This is a genomic window from Mycobacterium sp. AMU20-3851, from assembly GCF_043974665.1.
Taxonomy (GTDB): domain Bacteria; phylum Actinomycetota; class Actinomycetes; order Mycobacteriales; family Mycobacteriaceae; genus Mycobacterium.
Genome location: NZ_CP146371.1, coordinates 2,442,837 through 2,469,357 on the forward strand (window position 1 = coordinate 2,442,837; position 26,521 = coordinate 2,469,357).

The following is a 26,521-nucleotide window of genomic DNA, read 5'->3' on the forward strand; positions in this document are numbered from 1 at the left end:
CGGCGTCACCCGGCCCGTCGGTGCGCTCAGCGGACGGTCGGTAACCTCGGCAGGCATGTCCTGTGCCCGGCCCATCCCCGTGTCGGACCGGCGGGCCAGGATCGCGGTCGCGGCCCTGTTCCTCACCAACGGAGCGGTGTTCGCCAACCTGCTGCCCCGGTACCCCGAGATCAAGACCGACCTGGGGTTGACCAACGCCGCGTACGGGGTGGTCGTGGCGGCTTTCGCCGCCGGTGCGCTGGTCGCCGGACTCGCGGCCGGTGCGGTCATCCGGCGGGTGGGGTCGGGGCGGGCCGCGGTCGTCTCGACGGTGGCGATGGCGGTGCTGATCGGGGTCGCCGGTTTCGCGACCGCCCCGGTGGTGCTGGCCGCCACGCTGTTCGTGGCGGGAACCTGCGACGCGATCACCGATGTCGCGCAGAACGCGCACGGATTGCGGGTGCAGCAGCGCTACGGGCGGTCCATCATCAACTCGTTGCACGCGGTCTGGGCCGCGGGCGCCATCCTCGGCGGGCTGATGGGCGCGGCGGCCATCGCGCTGGACATCGGTCGAGCCGCCCACCTCGGGATCTCGGCGGCGGTGTTCGCGACGGTGGCGATCACCGCCTACCCGCACCTGCTGCCCGGACCCGATCACCCCGACGACGGCCCGCAACGCACCGAAGCGGCCCGGAGTGCGGGGTTCGCGGCCTACGCCGCGCTGGCGGCGCTGGTCGCGATAGCCACCGCGGGCGCGGTGATCGAGGACGCCGGCAGCACCTGGGCCACGTTGTACCTGCGGGACGTCGTCGGTGCGCCGGGCGCGGTCGCGGTGACCGGGTACGTGGCGTTGATGGTCTGCATGTTCATCGGCCGGCTCACCGGGGACCGGCTGGTGGACCGGTTCGGAGAGCGCACCGTCGCACGCGCGGGAGGTCTGCTCATCGCGGCGGGTATGGGTGCGGCGCTGGCATTTCCGAGCCTGCCGGGCACGGTCGCCGGGTTCGCCGCGGTCGGTCTGGGGGTGGCCACCCTGGTGCCGGCAGCCATGCACGGCGCCGACAGGCTGCCCGGCCTGCGCCCCGGTACCGGCCTGACGGCGGTGGCCTGGCTGATGCGGGTGGGGTTCGTGGCCTCCCCGCCGGTGGTGGGCCTGATCGCGGATGCGGCCGGCCTGCGTGCGGGCTTGCTGCTGGTTCCGGTCGCCGGGCTGGTGGTCGCTGCCCTCGCCGGGGTGCTCAGTGCCCGCCGGCCATCTCGATCGTGAGGACGCCGGCGATGATGAGCCCGATGCCGACGGCCATCCGTACGGTCAACGGGTCGCGGAACAGGAACCGGGCGGCGATGGCCACCAGTGCCACACCGCAGGCCGTCCAGACGCCGTAGGCCACGCCCACCGGCATGCCCAGCGACAGCGACAGCCACAACAGGTAGAACGACACCAGGTACCCGGCGATCACCGGTACCAGCCACTTCTTGCGGCGGAAGCCGTCGGAGGCCCGCAGCGACAGCGTCGCCAACACCTCCACCCCGATCGCGGCCGCCAGGACCAACCACATCATGGGGTCACCTCGGCCCGCCGGTCAGTCGACCCGAACTCGATGAACAGCACCCCGGCGATGATCAGCGCGATGCCCGCCGCGATCGGCCAGGTGAACGCCTCACCGAAGATCGTCGAGGCCGCCACCGCGGTCAGCGCCGTCCCGGTGGCGCCCCAGATCCCATACGCGACCCCGACCGGCATCCCGGCCCGCAGCACCGCGGCCAACAGGGTGAAGGACGACACGTATCCGATGACGACGAGGACCAGCCAGGCGGAGTGATCGTGGGAGGCCCGCAGGGACAGGGTGCCGCTGACCTCCGCGACGATGGCTGCGCCCAGCAGCGTCCATTTGTGCACGCTGGATGGTATCCGGTCTCAGATCAGCGCATTTGTTCTGGTCTGGAACAGCTCGGACACCGCGGTGGCCACCTGATCGAGTTGTTCGGCGGAATGCCGGCCAAGGCCGCACTCCGTCGAAATGCCGAACTGCGGCAGGAACTTTGCGGCCAGCGCCGCCCGGTATCGCGCGCCCGCGGCACCGTCTTCGGCGTGCAGCAGCCCCAGGTAGAACTCGGTCTCCGGTTCGATGGCCAGGTTGGCCAACGGCTGCCAGTGCGCCAGCTTGTCCCACGCCGTGACCGTCGCCGCCTGGATGGCGTCGATGCGCCGCGGCACATGGCGCGACAGCCCGTTGGACACCGCGACGATCACCGAGGCGTCGCGCGGATAGACGTGCCTGCCACCGCGGGCGGCCGCCTCGGCGTCCGGCGGGTCGCCCATGAACGGGGAGGCGCCGAACTTCGAATCCCCGTAGCAGAGATGGAAGGTCAGCTCCACGTCCTCCTGCACCCAGGACGCCGGCCGCGCGGTGACCGCGTAGATTTCTTCGAAGTCCCGGTACGGATTGGGGAACCAGCCTTCGATGGTCGCATCCTCGACCGGCAGATCCCACTGGATCACCAGATCGCGGTGCGGGATCGCGTCCTGGATCGCCTGCACACTGTCGCGCAGCGGAGCCTCGTACGCGCGGGCCACCTCGACCTGGGAGTCGAACTCGACGAAGAAGTTCACCGCGTTGAACGGGGTCGGGATGGACACCAGGAATTTCGACTCCGGGGCCAGCTCGCCGCGTTCGCGCGCGGCCCGGAACAACGCATAGGACGCGATGGCGTGGTCGGCGTAATCGAAGGCCGGGAAACGGACGTCGGCGCCGGTGGTTCCGGGCTTGAGCCGGGCCAGTTTTCGGCCGCCGTGGTCGATGACCTCCAGCGTCGGGTTCTCCAGGAAGTGCGGGGTCTGGGTGAGCACCCAGTTGGCCCGATCGCCCGGCTCGCCGTCGGGTACGCGGGTCACTCTCGCTGCCCGTCCCTCCCGGTGCCCCTGCAGGCGCTCTCCGACGAACCGGAAGGCGTCCTCGACGGTCGGCTGGTTGATGCTGCCGGTGAGGTAGAAACTGTTCTGGTATCCCATGATTCGCTCCTCAGAGAACCAGGCCGAGCCGCGGCGGGCGGGTGCCGTGCAGGATGTGGTTGCCGAGGTGGACGTACTTCCAGCGGGCCGGGTCGTGCAGGGAGTGGGTCCGCACATTGCGCCAATGCCGATCCAGGTTCACCTCGCCGTCGGTGCCCGAGGTTCCGGTGAGTTCGAAGATGCCGCCGGCGATCTCGACACCGAACTCCTGGGCCAGCGCCTTGGCGGCCGCGACGGTGAGGCTGGCGTCCGCGGCGGCGTCGCGCGACAGGTCCTCGGCGGCCTGCCCGTCCTCGACCAGTGCGGCCCCGCGCGCCAGCAGCGCCTCCAGCGCGTAGAGCCGCGCGGTCAGTTCACCGAAGCGCCGGACGATGTGCGGCTCCTGGTCTGCGCGCTCGAAACCGGCATCGAGCGCCTCCTTCCACGGCCGCGACCTGGTACGCACGAATGCGGCACCGTCCTCGAGAGCGGCCCGCGCGATGCCGATGTCGATGGCGGCGTGCAGGGCCTGGTCGTAGGCGCCGAGCACGCTCGGCGGCGCGTCGACCGGATCGGGCGCGGGGCCCTCCTCGATGACCAGGTCGTCCTCGACCACCACACCGTCGAGGCGCACCTCGCCGCTCTTGGTGCCGCGCTGCCCGAACGCCGACCACTTCTCCAGGTCGAGGGTCACGCCGGGCTGGTCGGGACGGATGAACACGGTGGCCGTCTCACCGGGCTTATCCGCTATGAGGGCCGCCACCGCGATCCACTGTGCCCCCAATGTGCCGGTGGCGTAGTACTTCACACCGTTGAGTTCCCAGTTGCCGTCCGCGCGCCGGGTGATGCTGGTGCGGCGGTCCAGCGCACTGGCGGTGCCGCGTTCGGCGGTGGCGTTGCCGAGCTGGCCGCCGGCCAGGATGTCGCCGTAAATCCGTGCTGCCGGCTGCTGGTCGGCGGGCAGACCACCGATCGCCTGGGACACCACGAAGTGGGCCAGCAGCAGCTGCCCCACCGCACCGTCGCCGCGGGACAGCCGGCGCAGCACCTCGATCTGGACCGAGGCGGGCAGGCCCGGCCCGCCATGGGCGGCCGGCACCGGGACGGCCAGCAAGCCGGACCGGGATACCAGCTGCAGCTGGGGCAGCAGGGAGGTGTCGGTGCGCTCGCGTTCGGCGGCGCCGATCGCCAGTTCCGCGGCGACCGCGTCGGCCGCTGCCAGGGCTGCTTCGGGGGTGCCCAGAACCGGGAGGGTGGTGACTGTCTCAGCGATGTCGATGGCCATGGCCGTGAAGGTTATGGTCCGGGGCCCCGCCTGCAGAGGGTTCTGAGCAGCGCGAATGTATCTCGTGCGGAAGATCCGCACCGAGCCGTGGAACGGGTGCGTACCGTGGAAATGGTCGGGTGAAGGGAGAGCATCATGACCGACGCGCTCGTCGTCGACACCACCAACGGGCCCGTCCGCGGCATCAGCGACGGGACCGTATCGGCGTGGCTGGGTGTCCGCTACGCCGCGCCACCCGTCGGCGCGCTGCGCTGGCGGGCCCCGCAGCCACCGCAGCCCTGGACCGAACCGGCGGACGCCTCGCGGGTCGGGCCGGTCTGCGCGCAGCCCACCGATCCGCGCATCCCCATCGACCTGGGTGCCCGGCAGGGCGAGGACTGCCTGAACCTGAACGTCTGGGTGCCGTGCCGGGGCGAGCACAGCGACGGACCTGCCGGGGGTGCGGGCAACAAACCGGTCCTGGTGTGGGTGCACGGCGGGGCGTACGTCCTGGGTTCGGGTGCGCAGCCGCTGTATCACGGCCGCGAGCTCGCGCTCGGTGACGACGTCGTGGTGGTGACGCTGAACTACCGGCTGGGCGCCTTCGGGTTCCTGGACCTGTCCTCCTTCGATGCGGACTTCGATACCAACATCGGTCTGCGGGACGTGCTGTTCGCGCTGCAGTGGGTGCGCGACAACATCGCCGCGTTCGGCGGTGACCCCGACCGGGTCACCCTCTTCGGCGAGTCGGCCGGCGGTGGCATCGTCACCACATTGCTGGCCAGCCCCGCCGCTGCGGGACTGTTCCATCGCGCCATCGCGCAGAGTTCGCCGGTCACCTCGGTATACGACCAGAACCGTGCGCGGCGCACGGCCGAGTTGTTCCTCGCCGAACTGGGCATGTCGGCCGGGGAGGCCGCGCAACTGCCGGCGGTGCCCGAGCCCGCACTCGTGACGGCCACCAAGGCGCTGTTCAACGATGTGCCGCAGCAGTCGCCCGGCACCCTGGCGTTCGTCCCGGTCGTGGATGGCGATCTGGTGCCCGACTATCCGGCCGCACTGGCGCGGGCCGGCCGTACCGCGGCGGTCCCGTTGATCATCGGCACCAATGAGCACGAGGCGGCGCTGTTCCGCTGGATGCGCTCACCGCTGTTGCCGATCACGCCGCAGGCGATCACCGATATGTTCGCGGCCATCGCCGCGGAGCAGCCGGGTCTGCAGATCCCCACCCCGGAGCAGATCGGCGAGGTGTATCGCGGCCGCGGGAAGAAGCCGGGCATGGGTGTGGCGCGCGATGTCGGCTTCCGGATGCCGTCGATCTGGTTTGCCGAGGGGCACAGTCAGGTGGCGCCGGTGTACATGTACCGGTTCGACTGGGCCACCCCGATGCTGCGGGCGCTGCGCCTCGGTGGTGCGCACGCCACCGAATTGCCCTATGTCTGGGGCAATCTGGTGGCCGGCCCCAAAGATCCGACGTTCAAGTTGGGTGGTCTGGCGACCGGCAAGGCGGTGTCGCGCCGGATGCGGGCCCGGTGGTGCAGCTTCGCCGCGGGCGGGGAACCCACGGCGGGCCCGGGGGAGGCGCACTGGCGACCGTACCGTGCCGAGGACCGGGCAACGCTGTTGATCGGCGCCCACGACACCGTCGTCGACGACCCCGATCACGTGCAGCGCGCGACGTGGGGCACCGACGTGCTCAGCTTCCGCTGATGGTTATCGGCACCTCGGCTCCGGCGGCCGGTCACAACGGATAGGCTCATTTTCATGGAACCGTTCCTGGGTTTGCTGGACGCGCTGCCGTCGCAGATGCGCGACCCGGTGATGTTCGCTATCCCGTTCTTCCTGCTGCTGCTGGTGCTGGAGTGGACGGCGGCGCGCAAGCTTGAGGGTCTGGAGCCCGATCGTGCCCCGGCCGGGTCGTATCACGGTCGGGACGCCTGGACGAGTCTGTCGATGGGCCTGGTGTCGGTGGTCACCACCGCGGGGTGGAAGTTCCTGGCACTTCTCGGATATGTCGCGCTGTACGCCTACGTCGCGCCCTGGCAGCTGTCGCCCTCGAAGTGGTACACGTGGGTCATCGCGATCGTGGGCATCGATCTGCTGTGGTACTTCTATCACCGGATCGCACATCGGATCCGGCTCATCTGGGCCACGCACCAGGCGCACCATTCCAGTCAGTACTTCAACTTCGCCACCGCACTGCGGCAGAAGTGGAACAACAGTGGCGAGATCCTGATGTGGACTCCGTTGCCGCTCTTGGGTGTTCCGCCGTGGATGGTGTTCTTCGCGTTCTCGCTGAACCTGATCTACCAATTCTGGGTGCACACCGAGCGCATCGACCGGTTGTGGCGACCGATCGAGTTCGTCTTCAATACCCCGTCGCACCACCGGGTGCATCACGGGATGGATCCGGAGTATCTGGACAAGAACTACGGCGGCATTTTCATCCTGTGGGACAGGCTGTTCGGCACATATCAAGAGGAATTGTTCCGGCCGCATTACGGTTTGACCAAGCAGGTCGACACGTTCAACATCTGGAAACTGCAGACCCATGAGTACGTCGCCATCGGCCGGGACGTCCGCGCCGCGCGCAGGTGGCGGGACAAGCTCGGCTACATCTTCGGCCCGCCGGGGTGGAGGCCGCGACAAGTGCAGCAGCCGGTGTCGAGCGGCGCGGGCGCAACCATGGCCGCCGAGGCGCGCACCCCGTAGTCTCGCGATGTGAAAACAGTTTTCGACGCCACCGTCGATCCGGCGTTGGTGGATCGGTCGCTGGCGGCAAGCACATTCGCGCCGATGTGGCTGGACATCCTGCGCCCCGATTACGCGCCGCTGACCGGGGTGCTGGACTGCGATCTGCTGGTGGTCGGCGGCGGGTACACCGGGTTGTGGGCGGCGCTGCACGCCGCCGAGCGGAATCCGGGGCAGAAGATCGTCCTGATCGAGGCGAACCGGATCGGCTGGGCGGCCTCGGGGCGCAACGGCGGGTTCGTCGACGCCAGCCTGACCCACGGTGTGGAGAACGGGAAGTCGCGCTGGCCAACGGAATTCGACACCCTGCAGGCAATGGGGCGCCAGAATCTGGACGGCATGGCCGCCGATATCGAACGGCTGAACCTCGACGCGGAGTGGCAGCGTACCGGCATGCTGACCGTGGCGACCGAGCCGCACCAGGTCGACTGGCTGGCCGAGGCCGCCGAAGCCGGAGAAGGGGAGTATTTCGGCCCGGCCCGGGTGCGCGAGGAGGTCGCGTCACCGACCTACCGGGCGGGCCTCTACGAGCCGGACACCTGCGCCATCGTGCATCCGGCGAAGCTGGCCGTCGAACTGGCCCGGGCCTGCCACGAGGCCGGAGTGCAGATCCACGAGCACACCCGGGCGGTGTCGGTGTCCTCGGCGGGCGGGGGCCTGCGGATCGGCGCCGACAATGCCGTGGTCAACGCCGAGCGCGCGGTGCTGGCCACCAATGTGTATCCCAGCCTGATCCGCCGAAACCGTTGGTACACAGTGCCGGTGTACGACTACGTGTTGGCCACCGAGCCGCTGTCCGCTGAACAGCTCGACCGGATCGGCTGGCGTAACCGGCAGGGTGTCGGGGACTGCGCGAACCAGTTCCACTACTACCGGCTGACCGCCGACAACCGGATCGTGTGGGGCGGCTATGACGCGATCTACCACTTCGGTCGCCGCGTGGATGCGGTCTACGAAGACCGGCAGCAGACGTACCGGATGCTGGCCCAACACTTCTTCATCACCTTCCCGCAGTTGAGCGACGTCAGGTTCAGTCATCGCTGGGCCGGGGCGATCGACACCAACACCCGGTTCTGCGCGCACTGGGGGACCGCCCGCGGTGGCCGGGTCGCCTACGTGAACGGCTTCACCGGACTCGGGGTGGGCGCCACCCGGTTCGCCGCCGACGTCTGCCTGGATCTGCTCGACGGGGTGCCCACGCCGCGCACGCAATTGGAGATGGTGCGCAAGCGGCCGCTGCCGTTTCCGCCGGAACCGGTTGCGAGCGCGGGTATTCAGGCCACCCGGTGGTCGCTCAACCGTGCCGACCATGCGGCGGGCAGGCGCAACGTGTTGCTGCGGACGCTCGACGCGATGGGACTGGGATTCGACTCCTGATCCGGTTCGGCCACCCCGGCCCGCAGAGTTCTCCGAGAGTTTCCATTTCCGGTGATCAGAACCGGTAAATCCGGGTTCCCGGATCACTAGGCTGAGCCGCGCGAGAACTGTCGAAAGGGGAGTGCGACATGACGGACAGACTGCAGAAGGGTGAGAAGCTCACGCAGGGGGAGTCGCTGACATCCAACAACGGGGCCTACCGACTGGTCCTCCAGGGTGACGGCAACCTGGTGCTCTACAGCGGTGACAGCGCGGTGTGGTCGACCGGCACCAACGGCCAGAACGTGGTCCGCGCCGAGGTGCAGGCGGACGGGAACTTCGTGCTCTACACCCCCGACAAACCGGTGTGGCACACCGACACCAAGGGGGCCAAGGATGTGCGGCTGATCCTGCAGGATGACCGCAACCTGGTGCTGTACGGGTTCGACGGGGTGGCCTGGGCGTCGGGCACCGACACCACCGAGGCGCCGCCGGCCCCGGCAGCCCCGCCGGGCCCGGCCGCGCCGGAGGTCGAACCGGCCGCCGCCGAGCCGCCGCAGGCGCCCGCGGAACCGGCGCCCCCACCGGCTCCCGAAGCCGCCGCGCCCCCGCCACCCCCGGCGCCGCGCACCTACACCGTGGTCTCCGGCGACACCCTGTGGGCGATCGCGGAACGGTTCTACGGGGACGGCAATCAGTACCAGCGGATCGCCGATGCCAGCGGTGTGGCCAACCCGGATCTGATCCACCCCGGTCAGGTGCTGACGATCCCGTAGTCCGCAGCGACGACGGCCGGGCCTCCGGATAACGGGGGCCCGGCCGTCGACTTCGGGCCGGGAAATGTGGCCCATGTGACACGCGGGTCGTTACGAGACTTGTGGTGTAACGAGATCTGTTCGTTATCCGATTGACTTCACAGCACCCCGGTAGCGTCGATTCCTGAGGGGTGGAGGATCGGAGGGGTCGATGCGTGCACGTCAGTTCCTGGGCTTGCTGGCGGCGGGGCCGGCGGCGGCCTTCGCCCTGCTGACCGCCCCGGCGGCGGCGGCCGAGCCGGCCGTGACCGTCTATCCGGGCATGGAGATCCGCCAGGGCAGCACCCTGTGCACACTTGGCTTCGTCGACCCGGCGGCCCGCGCGGCGTTCACCGCCGGTCACTGCCGCGGCGATGGCCCGGTGACCGACAAGGCCGGCAACGTGATCGGTGCGATGGCGCTGTTCGACGACAACACTCCCAATGGCGCAACCGTCACCGGGGATCATCAGCTCGCCGACTGGGGCGCGATCACCCTGGCCGACGACGTCGCCATCAACCCGGTGCTGCCCGGCGGGCGCACCCTGGTGATCGATGCGGCGCACGCCGTGCACGAACCCGGCCAGCAGGTGTGCCATTTCGGCGTCATCACCGGCGAGAGCTGCGGCACCGTCGCGGCGGTCAACAACGGCTGGTTCACCATGGGCAACGGAGTGGTCAGCCAGAAGGGTGACTCCGGTGGCCCGGTCTACACGCTGACCCCGGACGGGCGGGCGGCCATCGTCGGCCTGTTCAACAGCACCTGGGGCGGCGCCCCGACCGCGGTGTCCTGGCAGTCCACCGGCCAGCGCATCCGCGAGGCGGTCGCGACTCAGCCGGCCAGCTCGAACACCGGTATCGAGGCGGCGATCCGTTTCACCTCGGACTCGGTGGAGGAGGGCGTCAACCCGCCTGCGTGACCCTTGACCTGCCAGTACCACCTGTCCAGGTACCGGCTGATCAGTTCGGGCTTGTCGGCATCGGCGATCTCCCGGATACGCACATCGCGTCGACGCCACCGCGGCCCGGTCTGCACCCCGCCCGCGGCCCGCGCGTTGCGCACCCACTGGGTGTTTCCGCGCGGGGAGACGACATAGTCGTGGCCGTCCACGGTCAGCACATTGACCACCACCGAGCGCCACCGGCCGGTGGTCCGGCCGCGCACCCGCAGTGCCCGGCTGCCGGCGATGCCGATTCCCAGTTCCGCCAGATGCCGCACGGCCGCGTTGAACGTGCGGGCGGCGCGGTTCGGTTGGTCATAACGCTCGGTCATTTTGAATCCTCTCTTGGGAGAGCAGTGCTCTTTTATCAACCATGACACCCGTGTCGCCGAAATTCAAGAGCACTGATCTCGTTTCTGGCAGACTGGCCCGGTGGGTAAACGGCAGGAGTCGCGGGACCGGATCGAGGCGCAGATCATCGAGGTGGGCCGGCGCCACCTGGTGAGCGACGGCGCCGCGGGGTTGTCGCTGCGGGCGATCGCCCGGGAGATCGGTTTGGTGTCCTCGGCGGTGTACCGCTACGTGGCCAGCCGCGACGATCTGCTGACCCTGTTGCTGGTGGACGCCTACGCCGAGCTGGCCGACGCCGTCGACGCCGCCGATGCGGGCGTGGCCTCCGGTGACTGGGCCGAGCGGCTGCTCGCGATGGCGCACGCCGCCCGGGGATGGGCCGTCGACCAACCGGCTCGCTGGGCGCTGCTCTACGGCAGCCCGGTACCCGGGTACCGGGCACCGGCCGAGCTGACGGTCGGGCCCGGTACCCGGGTGATCGCCTCGTTGTTCGCGGCGGTCGGGGACGGAATCCGGCAAGGGTCGGTACCCGATCCGAAAGGCGCTGCGCCGCAGCCGGTATCAAAGGACTTCGACCGAATCCGGGAGGAGTTCGACTTCGGCGGCGGGGATCCGGCGCTGCTGCGGTGCGTGCTGCTGTGGGCGACCATGGTGGGGGCGATCAGCCTTGAGGTGTTCGGCCAGTACGGCCCCGACACGCTCTCGATGCCGGCGGCGGTGTTCGACGCCCAGATGCGCTTGATGCTGCAGGCGCTCACCGCACCCGCCGGCGGACCCTGGCCACCCACCGGGCATAACTAGAACACGTTCTAGCCATGCCGGGCCGGTGGTTATATCCTCACAGCGATGCTTGACCAGACACCTGTCCAGATCGCCTGGGTGACGCGCGACCTCGGGTCCACCGAGCGCATGCTCGGCGCGCTGCTCGGCGCGAAGAAATGGACCCGCATGGCCGGCATCCACTTCGGTCCCGAGACCTGCACCCACCGTGGTCGGCCCGCCGACTTCGTCGCGGACATCGCCTTGAGCTACGCCGGCGACACCCAGCTCGAGATCATCGCGCCGGTCCGTGGCACGAGCATCTACCAGGAGTTCCTCGACAGCGCGGGACCCGGGCTGCATCACATCTGCGTGCCCGCCGCCGACGAAGCCGAGTTCGAGGCGCGGGTGGGCGACGCCGAGGCAGCCGGGGCCCACGTCGTCGCGGCCGGCGTCATGCCGGGCGGCATGCGGTTCGCCTACGTCGGCGCCGAGCATTCCGGTGTCCCGTTCATCGAGATCGCCTACATACCCTCCGATATCCAGGCAATGTTCGACCACATCAAACAGGAGCAGCAGTGACGTCGACCCTCAAAGACATCCCGGCCACCGTAAACGCGGCAGACGCCGAGGCGGCGTGGTCCGACGAGGTCGACGTGGTGGTCGTCGGGTTCGGCATCTCGGGCGGCTGCGCGGCGGTCACCGCCGCCGAATCCGGCGCCCGGGTGCTGGTGCTGGAACGCGCCGCGGCCGCCGGCGGCACCAGCGCGATGGCCGGCGGACATTTCTACCTAGGCGGTGGCACCGCCGTGCAGGAAGCGACCGGCCATGCCGACACCGCCGACGAGATGTACAAGTACCTGGTCGCGGTGACCGAGGATCCCGAACTGGACAAGATCCGCGCCTACTGCGACGGCAGCGTCGAGCACTTCGATTGGCTGGAATCCCTGGGCTTTCAGTTCGAGCGCAGCTACTACCCGGGCAAGGTGGTGGTGCCCCCGGGCACCGAGGGGCTGTCCTACACCGGCAACGAGAAGGTGTGGCCGTTCTGCGAGCAGGCCAAACCCGCCCCGCGTGGTCATTCGGTCCCGGTCCCGGGCGAACTGGGTGGAGCAGCGATGGTGATCGATCTGCTGCTCAAGCGTGCCGAGCAGCTCGGGGTCCAGTTCCGCTACGAGACCGGCGCCACCAACCTCGTCGTCTCCGACGGCGCCGTGGTCGGCGTCAACTGGAAGCACTTCACCGAAACCGGTGCGGTAAAGGCGAAATCGGTGATCATCGCGGCCGGTGGATTCGCGATGAATCCGGATATGGTGGCCGAGTACACCCCCGCGCTCGGACAGGAGCGCAAGACCAAGCACCACGGCACGGTGGCGCCCTACATCCTGGGCAACCCGCACGACGACGGGCTGGGCATCAAGCTGGGCGTCTCGGCCGGCGGCGTCGCCAAGAACCTGGACCAGTTGTTCATCACCGCCGCCGCCTACCCGCCGGAGATCCTGCTCACCGGCGTCATCGTGAACAAGAACGGCGAGCGCTTCGTCGCCGAGGATTCCTACCACTCGCGCACCTCGGCGTTCGTCCTCGAGCAACCCGATCAGAGCGCGTACCTCATCGTCGACGAGGCACACATGCAGATGCCGGAGATGCCGCTGATCAAGTTCATCGACGGCTGGGAGACCGTCGCCGAGATGGAGTCGGCGCTAGGCATCCCGGAGGGCAAGCTGGCCGCGACGCTGGATCGCTACAACGAGAACGCCGCCGCCGGAACCGATCCCGACTTCCACAAGCAGCCCGACTACGTCGCGGCACAGGACACCGGTCCGTGGGCGGCCTTCGACCTGACCCTCGGGGTGGCCATGTACTCCGGCTTCACCATGGGTGGGTTGAGGGTGTCCATCGACGGTGAGGTGCTCGACGCCGACGGCGCCCCGATCGCGGGGCTCTACGCGGCCGGGGCCTGCGCGTCCAACATCGCCCGCGACGGCAAGGGTTACGCCAGCGGGGTGCAGCTGGGTGAAGGGTCGTTCTTCGGCCGGCGGGCAGGTAAGCACGCCGCCGGCCGGGCCGGCTGACGCGCCGAGAGTGAAGAAGATCCCCGAATTTCAACGAGATCTCGCGATCTTCTGCACTCTCGCGGGTAGAGGGCTCGGCTAACTCGGCTCCGGCGCGCGGTCCCTGTCGTCCTTGGCGATATCGTCGTCCACCTCGCCGAGTATCCACTGGCCACCGCCGAGCAGATGCAGATGCTGCTCGTGATGCTGGCCGACCGTGCTGCGGTGGGTGACGCTGACCAGGATGGTGTCCGGAAGTTCGCGGCGCACAAGGTCGTACATGCTGTACTCCAGGCCCTCGTCCAGCGCCGAGGTGGCCTCGTCGAAGAACACCACCCGCGGCTTGGTCAGCAGCACCCGGGCGAACGCGATGCGCTGCTGCTCGCCGGGGGAGAGCACCTTCGCCCAATCTGCCACTTCGGCAAGGCGTTTCGAGCACTGCGGTAGGGACACCTTGTCCAGTGCCGCCTTCAACTCGTCGTCGGAGAGCACATCGGGGCCCTTGGGGTAGGAGACCACCCCGCGCAGATCCCCCAGCGGCACATACGGCATCTGGGACAGGAACATCGTCTCGTTGATGCCGTCCGGGCAGCGCAGCGTACCGGTGGTGTACGGCCACAACTGGGCGAGGCTGCGCAGCAAGGTGGTCTTGCCGGCGCCGGACCGGCCGGTGATGATCAGCGTGTCGCCGGGCTGCAACTCCAGGTTCAGATCATCGATCAGCAGTTCGCCCGCCGGCGTGTGCACGTCGATGTCCTTCATTTCGACGGTGCAGTGCCGGCACGGCTCCACGGTCAGCTCCGGCAGGGCGCGGCCTTCCTCATTGGCGACCACCAGACCGTGCAGACGGATGATCGATGCCCGCCACCCGGCGAACGCATCGTAGGAGTTCCGGAAGAACGACAGCGAGTCGTGGATGTTGCCGAACGCCGACGAGGTCTGCGACACATCGCCGAGCTGGATGTCGCCGGAGAACAGGCGCGGTGCCTGGATCACCCACGGCAGCGGGTTGATGATCTGGCTGATGGTCAAGTTCCAGCCGTAGAACCCGACGGACCGGTTGATGAAGCGCTGATAGTTCGCGACGATCGGCTCGAAGCGCCTGCGCAACTGCACCCGCTCGGCGAGTTCGCCGCGGTAGAAGGCCACCGATTCCGACGCATCCCGCAGACGCACCAGCGCGTACCGGAACGCGGCGTTGTACTTCTCGTTGTCGAAGCTCAGCCGGATGATCGGGCGGCCGATCCAGAACGCGATGATCGTCGCGACGAACACGTAGACAAAGGCGATCACGAACATCGCCCGCGGCACCGTGATACCGAAGACGGTCAGATCGCCGGACAGATTCCACAGAATCATGGCGAACGAAATCACCGACACGATGGCGTCGATGGCGCCGAACAACAGGGTGGCGCCACTGGTGTTGTTCGGGGTGTTCGGTAGCGGGCCGACGTTGGTGGTGAAGATGTCGATGTCGGCCTGGATACGCTGATCCGGGTTGTCGATGGTGTCGTCGATGAACCGGCTGCGGTAGTAGGCCTTGCCGTCGAGCCAGTCGCCGGTCAGCCGGGCGGTCAGCCAGGTCCGCCAGGCCAGCATAAACCGCTGCATCATGAACAGGTCGAGCATCACCCGCGCGACGTGAATGGTGGCCAGCAGCGCGAACATCCACAGTGCGGCCCAGAATCCGTCCACCCCGGACTGGCGTACCGCCTCGTCACCACTGGACAGACCCTGCACCGCAACCTGCGCGCCGGTCATCATGTCGTTGCCCTGGTAACTGAACAGCACGTTCAGCCGGACACCGGAGATCACCGACAGCAGGATGGCGCCCAGCCACAACCACACCTTCAGGCACCCGGGGCCGGTGAAATATCCGCTGGTGATGCGCCAGAACTGCCGTCCCCAGCTGGTGAAGCGGCCGAGCAGAACCAGCACCACCAGCGTGCCGACGGCCGCCATGGCCCACGCCTTGGCGATCCACAGCAGCGAGGTGACGAGCTCACTGCCCCAGTCCAGGGACGTGGTGAACATTTCCATGCGGGCAAGGTACCGCGCGGAGCTGTACCGAGGGGGCCAGAGGGTCGCGTCGCAGACCGCGCGCGGTGCCATCGAACGCCGAGACGATCCGGAGCGCCGGACCCCGGCGAGCGCCCGCGTACCGTATGACTGTGGCTGTGAGTTCCAAGACCTCGAAGGCGTCCAAGTCCGGTGCGAAATCCGGCGGGTTGAGCAACCGATTCTGGAAGCTGCTCGGTGCGAGCACCGACAAGGACCAGGCGCGCTCGATGACGCAGGTGCGTGCCGCGGCGAAGTTCGACGAGAAGGCTGCCGGACTCGACGACGAGCAGCTGCGCAAGGCCGCCGGCTTGCTGAATCTGCAGGACTTGGCCGAGTCCTCCGATGTCCCACAGTTCCTGGCCCTCGTGCGGGAGGCCGCCGACCGCTCGATCGCGCTTCGGCCGTTCGATGTCCAGCTGCTCGGCGCCCTGCGGATGCTCGCCGGCGACGTGGTCGAGATGGCGACCGGTGAGGGCAAGACCCTGGCCGGGGCGATCGCGGCGGCCGGCTACGCCATCGGCGGCCGCAGCGTGCACGTCATCTCCGTCAACGACTACCTGGCCCGCCGCGACGCGGAGTGGATGGGTCCGCTGCTGGAGGCCCTCGGCCTGACCGTCGGCTGGATCACCGCCGACTCGACCCGCGACGAGCGCCGCGCGGCCTACGCCTGCGACGTCACCTACGGCTCGGTCAACGAGATCGGATTCGACGTGCTGCGCGACCAGCTGGTGACCTCGGTCGACGACCTGGTGTCCCCGGTCCCGGATGTGGCCCTGATCGACGAGGCCGACTCGGTGCTGGTGGACGAGGCGCTGGTGCCGCTGGTGCTGGCCGGTACCTCACACCGGGAGACCCCGCGCCTGGAGATCATCCGGCTGGTCGGGGAACTGCGTGAGGGCGCCGAGTTCGAGACCGACGCCGACCGGCGCAACGTGCAGCTCACCGATGCGGGTGCGCGTCGGCTGGAAGCGGCGCTGGGCGGCATCGACCTGTACTCCGAGGAGCATGTCGGGTCGACGCTGACCGAGATCAACGTCGCCCTGCACGCCCATGTGCTGCTGGAACGCGATGTGCACTACATCGTCCGGGACCAGGCGGTGCACCTGATCAACGCCTCGCGCGGCCGGATCGCCTCCCTGCAGCGCTGGCCGGACGGCCTGCAGGCCGCGGTGGAGGCCAAGGAGGGCATCGACATCACCGAGACCGGCGAGGTGCTCGACACCATCACGGTGCAGGCCCTGATCAACCGGTACCCGCGGGTGTGCGGCATGACCGGCACCGCGCTGGCCGCCGGTGAGCAGCTGCGGCAGTTCTACAAGCTCGGCGTCTCGCCGATCCCGCCGAACAAGCCCAACGTCCGCGAGGACGAGGCCGACCGGGTCTACATCACCGTCGCCGCCAAGAACGACGCCATCGTCGAACACATCGCCGAGGTGCACGCCACCTCCCAGCCGATCCTGGTCGGTACCCGCGATGTCGCCGAATCCGAGGAACTGCACGAGCGGCTGCTCAAGGCGGGCGTCCCCGCCGTGGTGCTGAACGCGAAGAACGACGCCGAGGAAGCCGCCGTCATCGCCGAGGCGGGCGCCCGGGGCCGGGTCACGGTGTCCACCCAGATGGCCGGCCGCGGTACCGACATCCGCCTCGGCGGCTCGGATATCGGCGATCACGCCGCCGAAAAGGACGAGGTCGCCGAATTGGGCGGCCTGCACGTCATCGGCACCGGACGGCACTACACCGAGCGTCTGGACAACCAATTGCGTGGCCGCGCCGGCCGCCAGGGCGATCCGGGGTCCTCGGTGTTCTTCGCAAGCTGGGAGGACGACGTCGTCGTCGCCCACCTGGAGCCCAACAAGCTGCCGCTGCAGACCGACGGGGACGGCAAGATCACCAGCAACAAGGCAGCCGCCCTGCTCGACCATGCCCAGCGCATCGCCGAGGGCAAGACGCTGGACCTGCACGCCAACACCTGGCGCTACAACCAGCTCACCGCCCAGCAGCGCGCCATTCTGGTCGACCGCCGGGACACGCTGCTGCGGACCTCCGCGGCCCGCGACGAACTGGCCGAGCGCTCCCCGAAGCGCTACGAGCAGATCGCCGAAGCGGTGTCCGAGGAACGACTCGACGAGATCTGCCGGATGATCATGCTGTACCACCTGGACCGTGCCTGGGCCGATCATCTGGCCTACCTGGCCGACATCCGGGAGAGCATCAGCCTGCGCGCGCTGGGCAATCAGAGCCCGCTCGACGAATTCCACCGGATGGCGGTCGACGCCTTCGCCTCGCTGGCCGCCGACGCCATCGAAGCCGCGCAGCAGACCTTCGACACCGCCGACATCGTCGGCGGTGACACCGGATTGGACCTCACCCGTCTCGCGCGGCCGACCTCGACGTGGACGTACATGATCCACGACGACCCGCTGGCCGACAACGTGATGTCGGCGCTGAGCCTGCCGGGTGTGTTCCGCTAGGTTGACCGTCATGGGCGGGTCCGAGAATCTCCGGGACAGGGTTCTCACCATTCCCAACGCGCTCAGCGTGCTGCGGCTGCTGCTGCTGCCGGTGTTCCTGTATCTGCTGTTCACCGGCGCGACCGGGTGGGCCGTCGCGGTGCTGATGTTCAGCGGCTTCTCCGACTGGGCCGACGGCAAGATCGCCCGGCTGGTCGCCGACCAGTCCTCGCGTCTGGGTGAACTGCTCGACCCCGCCGCCGACCGGATCTACATGGTGGTCATCCCGGTGGCGCTGGCCGCCGCGGGCATCGTGCCCTGGTGGTTCGTGGCGGTGCTGATCGGCCGCGACCTGGTGCTGGCCGCGACCCTGCCGGTGCTGCGCAGCCGCGGGCTGACCGCTCTGCCGGTCACCTATGTGGGCAAGGCGGCCACCTTCGCGTTGATGTCCGGGCTGCCGCTGGTGCTGCTGGGCCAGTTCGACGCCCAGTGGAGCCGGGTCGTCCTGGCCGGTGGCTGGGCTTTCCTGATCTGGGGGATGGCGCTGTACCTGTGGTCGGCGGTGCTCTACCTGCTGCAGGTGGGGATGGTGGTCAGACAGCTGCCGCAGAGGACGTCCGGGAATGGTTGATCCCTCGAGTTCGCTCGGCGGCTTCCGGCCGGATGCCGGCCTCAACCACCACGAAGCGGGTGCACCCCAGCGCCTTCCGGTGCCATCGCTGCTCAGGTCGTTGCTCACCGACCATCTCGACCCCGGTTACGCGGCGGCCGCCGCCAAGCGCCCGGACCCGCCCGGCGAGGGACTGTCGGGCCGGCTGCGGGCCGGGGGCTGGGCGTTGCTGGGCGGGCTCACCGTCGCGGCGGTGTTCGCCGCCGCGGCCTCGCAGGCGCAGTCGGTGGCCCCGGTGAACCGGCACACCCAGCAGGTGCTGGCCGACAGCGTCCGGGCGGGGGAGACCCGCACCGACGCCGTGGAAGCCAACCGCGACGCCCTGGCCACCGAGGTAGAGGCCGAGCGGCGCAGCAGGCTCGCCGGCGACGAGCAGGGCCGGGCATTGCTGGTCGCCCTGGAGGACGCGGAGTTCTCCGCCGCCGCCACCCCCGCGATCGGTCCCGGGCTCACCGTCACCGTCACCGATCCCGGGATGTCCCCGGACCTGTCGGACGTGTCCAAGCAGCGGGTCGAGGGCAGCCAGCAGGTGATCCTCGACCGCGATCTGCAGTTGGTGGTCAACTCGCTGTGGGTGGGCGGCGCCGAAGCGGTCTCGGTCGGCGGCGCGCGGATCGGGCCCAACGTCACGATCCGGCAGGCCGGCGGCGGCATCCTGGTCGACAACCGGCCGATCACCAGTCCGTACGCGATCGTCGCCCTGGGGCCGCCGCACGCCATGCAGGATGTGTTCAACCGCAGCCCGGGTATGCAGCGGCTGACGTTGCTGCAGCAGTCCTACGGCGTCGGGGTTACGGTCAGTACCGGCGAGGCGCTCAACGTGCCGGGCGCCTCGGTGCGAGAGATTCGCTTTGCCAAGGAGATTGGACGCTAGGCATGGGACATGACTGATCGGGCGACGAAGGTGACCGCGACATGATCGGAATCGCCGCACTCGTCGTCGGCATCGTGATCGGGCTGGTCTTCCATCCCAGCGTGCCCGAGGGGATCCAGCCGTACCTGCCGATCGCCGTGGTGGCGGCGCTGGACGCGGTGTTCGGTGGTCTGCGGGCCTACCTGGAGCGGATCTTCGACTCCAAGGTCTTCGTCGTGTCGTTCGTGTTCAACGTGTCGGTGGCCGCGCTGATCGTCTATGTCGGTGACCAACTCGGGGTCGGCACCCAGCTGTCGACCGCCATCATCGTCGTACTCGGCATCCGCATCTTCGGTAACGCCGCCGCGTTGCGCCGCAGACTGTTCGGGGCGTGAGCGATGGCTGAGCACACCGAACCCGAGCACACCGAACCAGAGCACACCGAACCCGAGCACGGACGGCACGAACTGCCCGGCGATGCCGTCGCACCCAACCGCCGCAGCAGGTCTCAATGGGTATTCGGTGCGCTCGGTGTGCTGCTGTGCGTGCTGCTCGGCGTCGCCATCGTCACCCAGGTGCGCCAGACCGGATCCGGGGACTCGCTGGAGACGGCCCGCCCGGCCGATCTGCTTGTGCTGCTGGATTCCCTGCAACAGCGCGAGGCCACACTCAACACCGAGGTCGCCGATCTGCAGCAGACGCTGAACGCGCTGCAGGCCTCCGGCAGCAGCGATCAGGCCGCCATCGAGAACGCGCAGGCGCGGCTGGCCGCGCTGTCCATCCTGATCGGCACCGTGGCCGCCGTCGGGCCGGGGGTCACCATCGACATCCAGGACAGCGCCCGCGGCGTGTCGCCGGAGACCATGCTGGACGTGATCAACGAGTTGCGGGCCGCCGGCGCGGAGGCGATGGAGATCCGTGCCGTCGGCGGGGGAGTTCGCAGCGACACGGGGAATGTGCCGACGCCCGGGGTCCGGGTGGGAGTGGACACCTGGGTGGCCGGCGTCCCCGGCGCGCTGATCATCGACGGAGTGACCGTGGGCTCGCCGTATTCGGTTCTGGCCATTGGTGACCCGCCGACACTCGCGGCCGCGATGAACATTCCCGGTGGCGCCATGGACAGCGTCAAACGGGTCGGCGGAGTGATGGCGGTGACACAGTCGGAGACCGTCGAGGTGACCGCCTTGCGGCAACCGAAACCTCGCCAATACGCTCAGCCAGTCAAATAGCGCCAGTCGCTGGAGTCCGCAGCCAGAAGGAGCCCCGTGAGCGAGATCCCGTCCGATCTGCAGTACACCGCCGAACACGAGTGGGTGCGACGCACCGGCGAGGACACCGTGCGGGTCGGCATCACCGATTACGCGCAGGCGGCCCTCGGCGATGTGGTGTTCGTGCAGCTGCCCGATATCGGCGCCGCCGTCACCGCCGGCGACTCGTTCGGTGAGGTGGAATCCACCAAATCGCTGTCGGACCTGTACGCCCCGGTCACCGCCAAAGTCGTTGCCGTCAACGGCGAGCTGGAAGGCAGCCCCGAGCTGGTCAACTCCGATCCGTACGGCGAGGGTTGGCTGGTCGAACTGCAGATCGAGGACGCCCCTGCGGCGGGCCCGCTGCCTGGCCTGTTGGACGCGGACGGCTACCGCGGGATTCTTCCCGAGTAGCAGTTGTTAGGGTTTTGCGGATCGGTTGATCAGCGACAAGCGTGCGCGAGTCTGCGTGACCAGATCCGGCGGTGGTGGACCCAATGGGCTGCCCGGCGCGGTACGGTCGACGTAAGACGCATCCAGGAGTCCGAAGGGGTCGCTGCATGACCCCTGACGGCCGCGGGACAGACACGCCACAGCAGCCAGTAGAGGAGCAGCGGGTGACGGAAAACAGCAACTTTCAAGCCGACCAGACGTCCGACGAAGTCACAGTGGAGACGACATCGGTTTTCCGCGCTGATTTCCTCAACGAATTGGATGCCCCGCCGGCAACCGGGGCTGAAAGCTCGGTGTCCGGCGTGGAAGGACTGCCTGCAGGATCGGCACTCCTGGTCGTCAAGCGTGGCCCCAACGCCGGGTCGCGATTCCTGCTCGACCAGGCGACCACGTCGGCGGGCCGCCATCCCGACAGCGACATCTTTCTCGACGACGTCACGGTGAGCCGGCGCCACGCCGAGTTCCGGCTGGAATCCGGTGAGTTCCAGGTCGTCGACGTGGGCAGCCTCAACGGCACCTACGTCAACCGGGAGCCGGTCGATTCGGCCGTGCTCGCCAACGGTGACGAAGTGCAGATCGGCAAGTTCCGCCTGGTGTTCCTGACCGGGCCGAAGACGGACGACGCCGCCGGCAGCTGAATGGCCGGCAACTGACAGGCCAGGACCAGATGACCCAGCCCGAACCGGCACCGGCCGGGATGTCCATCGGAGCGGTGCTGGACCTGCTGCGTCCGGACTTCCCGGATGTGACCATCTCGAAGATCCGGTTTCTGGAGGCCGAGGGACTGGTCACACCGCAGCGTTCGGCCGCGGGCTACCGCCGGTTCACCGCCTACGACTGTGCGCGGCTGCGATTCGTGCTCACCGCGCAGCGCGACCAGTACCTGCCCCTGAAGGTCATCAAGGCACAGCTGGACGCCCAGCCGGACGGCGAGTTGCCACCGCTGGGCACGGCGTACACCGCGCCGCGCCTGGTGCAGGTGACCGGGGACTCCGCCGACGCCACCGACGCGGTGGCCCCGGCCCAGGTCCGGCTCAGCAGGGAGGACCTGCTGTCCCGGTCCGGTGTCGACAACGCCCTGCTGGGCGCGCTGGTCACCGCGGGTGTCATCAAACCGGGCCCGGCGGGATTCTTCGACGAGCACTCGGTGACGATCGCCCAGTGCGCGCGGGCGCTGGCCGACTACGGCGTCGAGCCCCGGCATCTGCGGGCGTTCCGGTCCGCGGCGGACCGCCAGTCCGACCTGATCGCCCAGATCGCCGGTCCGGTGGCCGCCGCAGGTAAGGCCGGTGCGCGGGACCGTGCCGACGATCTGGCACGGGAAGTCGCGGCGCTGGCCATCACTCTGCACACGTCGTTGATCAAGTCCGCGGTGCGAGACGTTCTCGATCGTTGAGGACTAGACTTTCCCTCGACGGCTGATTCGCGAAGGGCAGGCGCTGATGGGTGAGGTTCGGGTAGTCGGTATACGCGTGGAGCAACCCCAGAACCAGCCGGTGCTGCTCCTGCGGGAGTCCGACGGTGACCGTTATCTGCCGATCTGGATCGGCCAGTCCGAGGCTCAGGCGATCGCGCAGGAACAGCAGGGTATCGAGACGCCCCGGCCGCTGACGCACGACCTGATTCGCGATCTGATTGCCGCGCTGGGGCATTCGCTCAAAGAGGTACGCATCGTCGACCTGCAGGAAGGCACCTTCTACGCCGACCTGATCTTCGACCGCGACATCAAGGTGTCCGCGCGGCCCTCGGATTCGGTGGCCATCGCGCTGCGGGTCGGGGTACCGATCTATGTCGAGGAAGCCGTGCTGGCCGAGGCGGGGTTGCTGATCCCGGACGAGACCGAGGACGAGTCGGACGGACCGGTGCGCGAGGACGAGGTGGAGAAATTCAAGGAGTTCCTCGACAGCGTGTCCCCGGACGACTTCAAAGCCACCTGATCAAGGGAACGTCACGGATGCGTCTCGTGAGCTCGACACGCGGGTCGAGTGTGAGCGGCGTGAGAAACGGGCAGCCATAATTTTGATCGACGACGAGCAGTAGCGGCAATGTGTTGAGCGTATGCTCGACACATTCGAACCCGGATCTGACGCGGTATCGGTCACGGTGCGGGGTCGACGGCGAGAGGATGGACTGTGGGCGACACGCCACATCAGGGGGAGTTGGACTTGTCTTCCAGCGGCGCCAGACAGCCGGTGAACAGTGCCCCCAGCGAGCCCGTGCAGGGCGGGCTCTTCCCGGATGATTCGGTGCCGGACGAACTCGTCGGGTACCGCGGGCCCAGCGCCTGCCAGATCGCCGGTATCACCTACCGCCAGCTCGACTACTGGGCGCGGACGTCGCTGGTGGTCCCGTCGATCCGCGGCGCCGCCGGATCCGGCAGCCAGCGGCTGTACTCCTTCAAGGACATCCTGGTCCTCAAGATCGTGAAGCGGCTGCTGGACACCGGTATCTCGCTGCACAACATCCGCGTCGCGGTCGATCACCTGCGCCAGCGCGGTGTGCAGGACCTCGCCAACATCACCCTGTTCTCCGACGGCACCACCGTCTACGAGTGCACTTCCGCCGAAGAGGTCGTCGACCTGCTGCAGGGCGGTCAGGGCGTGTTCGGCATCGCGGTGTCGGGTGCCATGCGTGAGCTGACCGGTGCGATCGCCGACTTCCCGGGCGAGCGCGCCGACGGTGGCGAGTCGATCGCCGCCCCGGAGGACGAGCTGGCGTCGCGGCGCAAGACCCGCGACCGCAAGATCGGCTGAGTTCGCACGGACAGCACTTCGAAGAGGCCGCCTACGGGCGGCTTTTTTCGTGCGCAAAGACCATTGCATTGGACACACTCCCGGCGCCGCGGCGCCGATGATCTTTGTCACAAGCGGCCGATTGCGGGCTGTCCACGCCGCGCCGTCGGTCCCGACCCCTGGGGCGGCCACCGGTTTTCTCCTCGAATCGGGGCCGGTTACGCCGTTGCCAACCCAGTAGTCAAACGTAGCCGCGTTACGTCCGTGTCACGACGAAGTGTCTTCTGCTGCAGTTAAATTCGTGTTACGCAGCATCTGTTTGACAGATGCAGACGCTCGCTTTTGACTGTTTGACGCGGTCCAGTTGGTCTCGGACTCTTGATCCATCGCGTTGGCATCGGCGCCGGCGGCGGATCCAAGTTCCACCCGAAAACCGTTGGGCCATGAGAGGAAACGATGAAGTCACTGACGAGGGCGATCACGGTGTGTGGCGCGGCCGCCGCGCTGGTGTTGTCCGGCTGCTCCGATTCGGGCGAAAAGAACTCCGGTACAACACCACTCATGCTCGCGGTGGAGACCAGCGCAGGCGATCCGCTTGCCGACATGCTGCTGGCCTTCGCCGAGGAGGTCGAGAACGAACTGGGTGACTCGGTCGACCTCACCGTGCAGACCGGCGGGGCGATCGGTGACGAGGAGGCGGTGCTGCAGGGGCTGCGGGCCGGCGCCATCGACGTCGCCGCGGTCAGCGGTTCGGTGGCCAACCTGGACCCGACCTTCACCATCATGGACATGCCGTTCCTGTTCACCGACCGCGACACCGTCTCGGAGTTCCTGGACGGGCCCTACGGTGATGAGCTGAGCGGATCCCTGGTCGAGACCGTCGGTGCCCGCGTCCTGAGCTTCGGCGAGAACGGTTTTCGGCAGATCACCAACAGCAAGCGCCCGATCGTCACCTCCGCCGATCTGGCCGGCCTGAAGATCCGGGTGCCGGGCAACCCGGCCCGCGTCGCGCTGTTCGAGGCGCTCGGCGCCGCCCCTACCCAGATCGACATCGGCGAGGCCTACCTGGCCCTGGACCAGGGTGTGCTGGACGGGCAGGAGAACCCGCTGAAGGTGATCGACGCCTTCTCCTTCTACGAGAAGCAGCCCTACCTGTCGCTGACCTCACACATCTACAGTCCCGTCTACCTGACGATCAACGAGGACACCTGGCAGGAACTCTCACCCGAGGTCCAGCAGGGTCTGGAGAAGGCGGCGGCCGCCGCCGCGGTCACCAGCCGCACCGCGGGCGCCGAAGCCGACGAACAGCTGCTGTCCAAGTTCGAGGCGGCCGGCGTGCAGGTCAACGAGGCCGATGTGAACCAGCTCAGCGCGGCGGTCGGCGGAGTGCGCGACGAGATCGCCGCGGGCATCCCCGGGGACTTCGCCGACCGCGTGCTCGCCGAGTACAACCAGTGAACGCCGCCGCGCCCTTGTCCCGGCCGCACCTGCCGCTCGGCGCACTGAACACCGCGACCCGGATCGGTCTGGTGTACATGGCCTCCAGCACGCTGATGGAAGCCGAGATGTACGCCATGGCCACCCCGTCGGCCACCGTGCACACCAGCCGCGTGACGCTGCCCAGTGTCACGGTGGACGGGATCGACGCGATGATGCGCTCGCCGGAACTGCGCACGGCCGTCGAACTGGTGGCCCAGGCCCCGCTCGATGTGCTGGTCTTCGGCGGCACCAGCGCCTCGTTCCTGCACGGCACGGCGTGGGACCGGATGCTGGTCGGGCATTTCGAACAATGGAGCGGGCTGATCGGCCGGTGCACCACCACCTCGACCGCCGGCATCGCCGCGCTGAAGGCCGTCGAGGCCGGACCGATCAGCCTGATCACCCCCTACCGGCAGGAAGTGATCGACCGCGCGACACGGTTTTTCGGCGAGAACGGACACCCTGTGGTGGCCAGTGTCGGCCTGGGGATCACCAGCGACAAGGAACTGGCCGAGGTGCCGCTGGAACGTGTCTACGATCTCGCGGTCGAGACCGACATCGATGAGGCCTCCGCGGTGTTCATCAGCTGTACCAACTTCGCCAGTGTCGGCGCCATCGCGGCACTGGAGGCTGAGCTCGGTAAGCCGGTGATCAGCGCTGTGCAGGCCTCCTTCTGGTACGCCTTGGAGATCGCCGGCGTGCGCGCGGCGCGGCTGGGATTCGGCCGGCTGCTCGACGACCGGCTGGACCCTTCTGGGGCGGGGCGATGACCGCCGTGGACCCGCACCCGCCGCTCGCCGAGCCCGGTGAGGTCGCCATGGTGCTCGATTCCACCGCCGGGATGGATCCCGACCCGGCCACCCACAAGTTGATCGACCGGGTGCTGGAGCTGCTGTCGGCATCGACGCTGGCCGCCATCACCCTGATCCTGTTCGCCAATGCGGTGCTGCGGGCCGGGTTCGACTCCCCGCTGGGCTGGACCGAGGAGCTCGTCACCGGCCTGATGCTCTGGCTGACCATGCTGGGCTTCACGCTCGGTGTGCGTCGCCGCGAGTCGATCGCCATCCGGGCCTTCGTCGGCAGGCTGTCGGTCCGGGTACAGGTGTGGCTGCGGCTGTTCACCGATCTGCTCACCGCGGCGGTGCTGTTGCACTTGGCCTGGTTCGCCTACCTGTACGTGACGAAGTTCGGTGACGATCCGGTGCCGTACCTGCGGCTGCCCTCCGGCTTCTTCACCGCGGCGTTACCGGTCGGGGCGCTGGCCGCCGCGTTGATCGTGCTGTTCCAGTTGCCGGGCTGCCGGGCTGCGATCCTGCGCCAGATAGAACAGGAGTAG

The 26,521-nt window shown here is 68.5% G+C and carries 28 protein-coding genes; 22 read left to right on the top strand and 6 right to left on the bottom strand.

Annotation, left to right across the window (positions count from 1 at the left end; genetic code table 11):
• Window positions 1-55: 55 nt before the first annotated feature.
• Window positions 56-1,246, top strand: coding sequence for an MFS transporter (locus V4U86_RS11675; protein WP_395311357.1), 1,191 nt, complete (start codon window positions 56-58; stop codon window positions 1,244-1,246).
• Here V4U86_RS11675 and V4U86_RS11680 read toward each other — a convergent pair.
• From V4U86_RS11680 to V4U86_RS11695, 4 genes are read right to left on the bottom strand one after another with little or no spacing between them, the layout of a single operon-like run.
• Window positions 1,218-1,538 (bottom strand): DMT family transporter, encoded by a 321-nt coding sequence (locus V4U86_RS11680; protein ID WP_395312014.1) that lies wholly within the window; start codon window positions 1,536-1,538, stop codon window positions 1,218-1,220. The two genes, V4U86_RS11675 and V4U86_RS11680, sit on opposite strands and share 29 nt — an antisense overlap.
• Window positions 1,538-1,879 (bottom strand): DMT family transporter, encoded by a 342-nt coding sequence (locus tag V4U86_RS11685; protein WP_395311358.1) that lies wholly within the window; start codon window positions 1,877-1,879, stop codon window positions 1,538-1,540. Before V4U86_RS11685 ends, V4U86_RS11680 begins: the two co-directional genes overlap by 1 nt.
• A gap of 18 nt (window positions 1,880-1,897) precedes the next feature.
• The gene (locus V4U86_RS11690) at window positions 1,898-2,992 is read right to left on the bottom strand and encodes a hypothetical protein (protein ID WP_395311359.1); all 1,095 of its coding nucleotides are present in this window, start codon (window positions 2,990-2,992) and stop codon (window positions 1,898-1,900) included.
• 10 nt (window positions 2,993-3,002) lie between these two features.
• Entirely contained in the window at window positions 3,003-4,256 is a 1,254-nt protein-coding gene (locus tag V4U86_RS11695) for an acyl-CoA dehydrogenase family protein (protein WP_395311360.1), read from the bottom strand.
• 135 nt (window positions 4,257-4,391) lie between these two features.
• Here V4U86_RS11695 and V4U86_RS11700 point away from each other — a divergent pair, with 135 nt between their 5' ends.
• The 5 genes from V4U86_RS11700 (at window position 4,392) to V4U86_RS11720 (ending at window position 10,055) form a co-directional block, all read left to right on the top strand.
• Complete coding sequence (locus V4U86_RS11700; RefSeq protein WP_395311361.1) at window positions 4,392-5,945, top strand: carboxylesterase/lipase family protein; 1,554 nt, start codon at window positions 4,392-4,394, stop codon at window positions 5,943-5,945.
• 54 nt (window positions 5,946-5,999) lie between these two features.
• On the top strand, window positions 6,000-6,947 hold the full coding sequence (locus tag V4U86_RS11705; protein WP_395311362.1) for a sterol desaturase family protein: 948 nt from the start codon (window positions 6,000-6,002) through the stop codon (window positions 6,945-6,947).
• 9 nt (window positions 6,948-6,956) lie between these two features.
• On the top strand, window positions 6,957-8,363 hold the full coding sequence (locus V4U86_RS11710; protein WP_395311363.1) for an NAD(P)/FAD-dependent oxidoreductase: 1,407 nt from the start codon (window positions 6,957-6,959) through the stop codon (window positions 8,361-8,363).
• Between the two features lie 128 nt (window positions 8,364-8,491).
• A complete protein-coding gene (locus V4U86_RS11715; RefSeq protein WP_395311364.1) occupies window positions 8,492-9,118 on the top strand; it encodes a LysM peptidoglycan-binding domain-containing protein in 627 nt (208 codons plus the stop codon).
• A 190-nt stretch (window positions 9,119-9,308) separates the two neighbouring features.
• A complete protein-coding gene (locus tag V4U86_RS11720) occupies window positions 9,309-10,055 on the top strand; it encodes a hypothetical protein (RefSeq protein WP_395311365.1) in 747 nt (248 codons plus the stop codon).
• On the opposite strand, the gene V4U86_RS11725 is transcribed toward V4U86_RS11720, so the two are convergent.
• Complete coding sequence (locus V4U86_RS11725) at window positions 9,968-10,408, bottom strand: nitroreductase/quinone reductase family protein (RefSeq protein ID WP_395311366.1); 441 nt, start codon at window positions 10,406-10,408, stop codon at window positions 9,968-9,970. The two genes, V4U86_RS11720 and V4U86_RS11725, sit on opposite strands and share 88 nt — an antisense overlap.
• A 100-nt stretch (window positions 10,409-10,508) precedes the next feature.
• On the opposite strand from V4U86_RS11725, the gene V4U86_RS11730 reads away from it, so the two are divergent.
• The 3 genes from V4U86_RS11730 to V4U86_RS11740 are packed head-to-tail and all read left to right on the top strand — an operon-like array spanning window position 10,509 to window position 13,261.
• Window positions 10,509-11,228, top strand: coding sequence for a TetR/AcrR family transcriptional regulator (locus V4U86_RS11730; protein ID WP_395311367.1), 720 nt, complete (start codon window positions 10,509-10,511; stop codon window positions 11,226-11,228).
• Window positions 11,229-11,273: 45 nt separating this feature from the next.
• Window positions 11,274-11,768 (top strand): VOC family protein, encoded by a 495-nt coding sequence (locus tag V4U86_RS11735; protein ID WP_395311368.1) that lies wholly within the window; start codon window positions 11,274-11,276, stop codon window positions 11,766-11,768.
• Complete coding sequence (locus tag V4U86_RS11740) at window positions 11,765-13,261, top strand: FAD-binding protein (RefSeq protein WP_395311369.1); 1,497 nt, start codon at window positions 11,765-11,767, stop codon at window positions 13,259-13,261. Before V4U86_RS11735 ends, V4U86_RS11740 begins: the two co-directional genes overlap by 4 nt.
• A 78-nt stretch (window positions 13,262-13,339) precedes the next feature.
• On the opposite strand, the gene V4U86_RS11745 is transcribed toward V4U86_RS11740, so the two are convergent.
• Window positions 13,340-15,280, bottom strand: a complete 1,941-nt coding sequence (locus tag V4U86_RS11745) for an ABC transporter ATP-binding protein/permease (RefSeq protein WP_395311370.1) — start codon at window positions 15,278-15,280, stop codon at window positions 13,340-13,342.
• 125 nt (window positions 15,281-15,405) lie between these two features.
• Between V4U86_RS11745 and secA2 the strand changes: the two genes are divergently transcribed.
• The 13 genes from secA2 (at window position 15,406) to V4U86_RS11810 (ending at window position 26,521) form a co-directional block, all read left to right on the top strand.
• Window positions 15,406-17,772, top strand: a complete 2,367-nt coding sequence (gene secA2 / locus V4U86_RS11750) for an accessory Sec system translocase SecA2 (protein WP_395311371.1) — start codon at window positions 15,406-15,408, stop codon at window positions 17,770-17,772.
• Between the two features lie 10 nt (window positions 17,773-17,782).
• The gene (locus V4U86_RS11755; protein ID WP_395311372.1) at window positions 17,783-18,382 is read left to right on the top strand and encodes a CDP-alcohol phosphatidyltransferase family protein; all 600 of its coding nucleotides are present in this window, start codon (window positions 17,783-17,785) and stop codon (window positions 18,380-18,382) included.
• A complete protein-coding gene (locus V4U86_RS11760) occupies window positions 18,375-19,295 on the top strand; it encodes a DUF881 domain-containing protein (protein ID WP_395311373.1) in 921 nt (306 codons plus the stop codon). The genes V4U86_RS11755 and V4U86_RS11760 overlap by 8 nt, the downstream gene beginning before the upstream one ends.
• Window positions 19,296-19,336: 41 nt before the next feature.
• Entirely contained in the window at window positions 19,337-19,669 is a 333-nt protein-coding gene (locus V4U86_RS11765) for a small basic family protein (protein WP_395311374.1), read from the top strand.
• 3 nt (window positions 19,670-19,672) lie between these two features.
• The gene (locus V4U86_RS11770; RefSeq protein WP_395311375.1) at window positions 19,673-20,503 is read left to right on the top strand and encodes a DUF881 domain-containing protein; all 831 of its coding nucleotides are present in this window, start codon (window positions 19,673-19,675) and stop codon (window positions 20,501-20,503) included.
• 36 nt (window positions 20,504-20,539) lie between these two features.
• Window positions 20,540-20,935 (top strand): glycine cleavage system protein GcvH, encoded by a 396-nt coding sequence (gene gcvH, locus V4U86_RS11775; RefSeq protein ID WP_395311376.1) that lies wholly within the window; start codon window positions 20,540-20,542, stop codon window positions 20,933-20,935.
• 146 nt (window positions 20,936-21,081) lie between these two features.
• On the top strand, window positions 21,082-21,612 hold the full coding sequence (odhI, locus tag V4U86_RS11780; RefSeq protein ID WP_395311377.1) for an oxoglutarate dehydrogenase inhibitor Odhl: 531 nt from the start codon (window positions 21,082-21,084) through the stop codon (window positions 21,610-21,612).
• Window positions 21,613-21,641: 29 nt separating this feature from the next.
• Window positions 21,642-22,370, top strand: coding sequence for a MerR family transcriptional regulator (locus V4U86_RS11785; protein WP_395311378.1), 729 nt, complete (start codon window positions 21,642-21,644; stop codon window positions 22,368-22,370).
• Between the two features lie 46 nt (window positions 22,371-22,416).
• On the top strand, window positions 22,417-22,911 hold the full coding sequence (locus tag V4U86_RS11790; protein ID WP_395311379.1) for a bifunctional nuclease family protein: 495 nt from the start codon (window positions 22,417-22,419) through the stop codon (window positions 22,909-22,911).
• A gap of 195 nt (window positions 22,912-23,106) precedes the next feature.
• Complete coding sequence (locus V4U86_RS11795) at window positions 23,107-23,727, top strand: MerR family transcriptional regulator (RefSeq protein ID WP_395311380.1); 621 nt, start codon at window positions 23,107-23,109, stop codon at window positions 23,725-23,727.
• A 435-nt stretch (window positions 23,728-24,162) separates the two neighbouring features.
• A complete protein-coding gene (locus V4U86_RS11800; RefSeq protein WP_395311381.1) occupies window positions 24,163-25,164 on the top strand; it encodes a TRAP transporter substrate-binding protein in 1,002 nt (333 codons plus the stop codon).
• Window positions 25,161-25,955, top strand: coding sequence for a maleate cis-trans isomerase family protein (locus V4U86_RS11805; RefSeq protein WP_395311382.1), 795 nt, complete (start codon window positions 25,161-25,163; stop codon window positions 25,953-25,955). The genes V4U86_RS11800 and V4U86_RS11805 overlap by 4 nt, the downstream gene beginning before the upstream one ends.
• Entirely contained in the window at window positions 25,952-26,521 is a 570-nt protein-coding gene (locus V4U86_RS11810; RefSeq protein WP_395311383.1) for a TRAP transporter small permease, read from the top strand. Before V4U86_RS11805 ends, V4U86_RS11810 begins: the two co-directional genes overlap by 4 nt.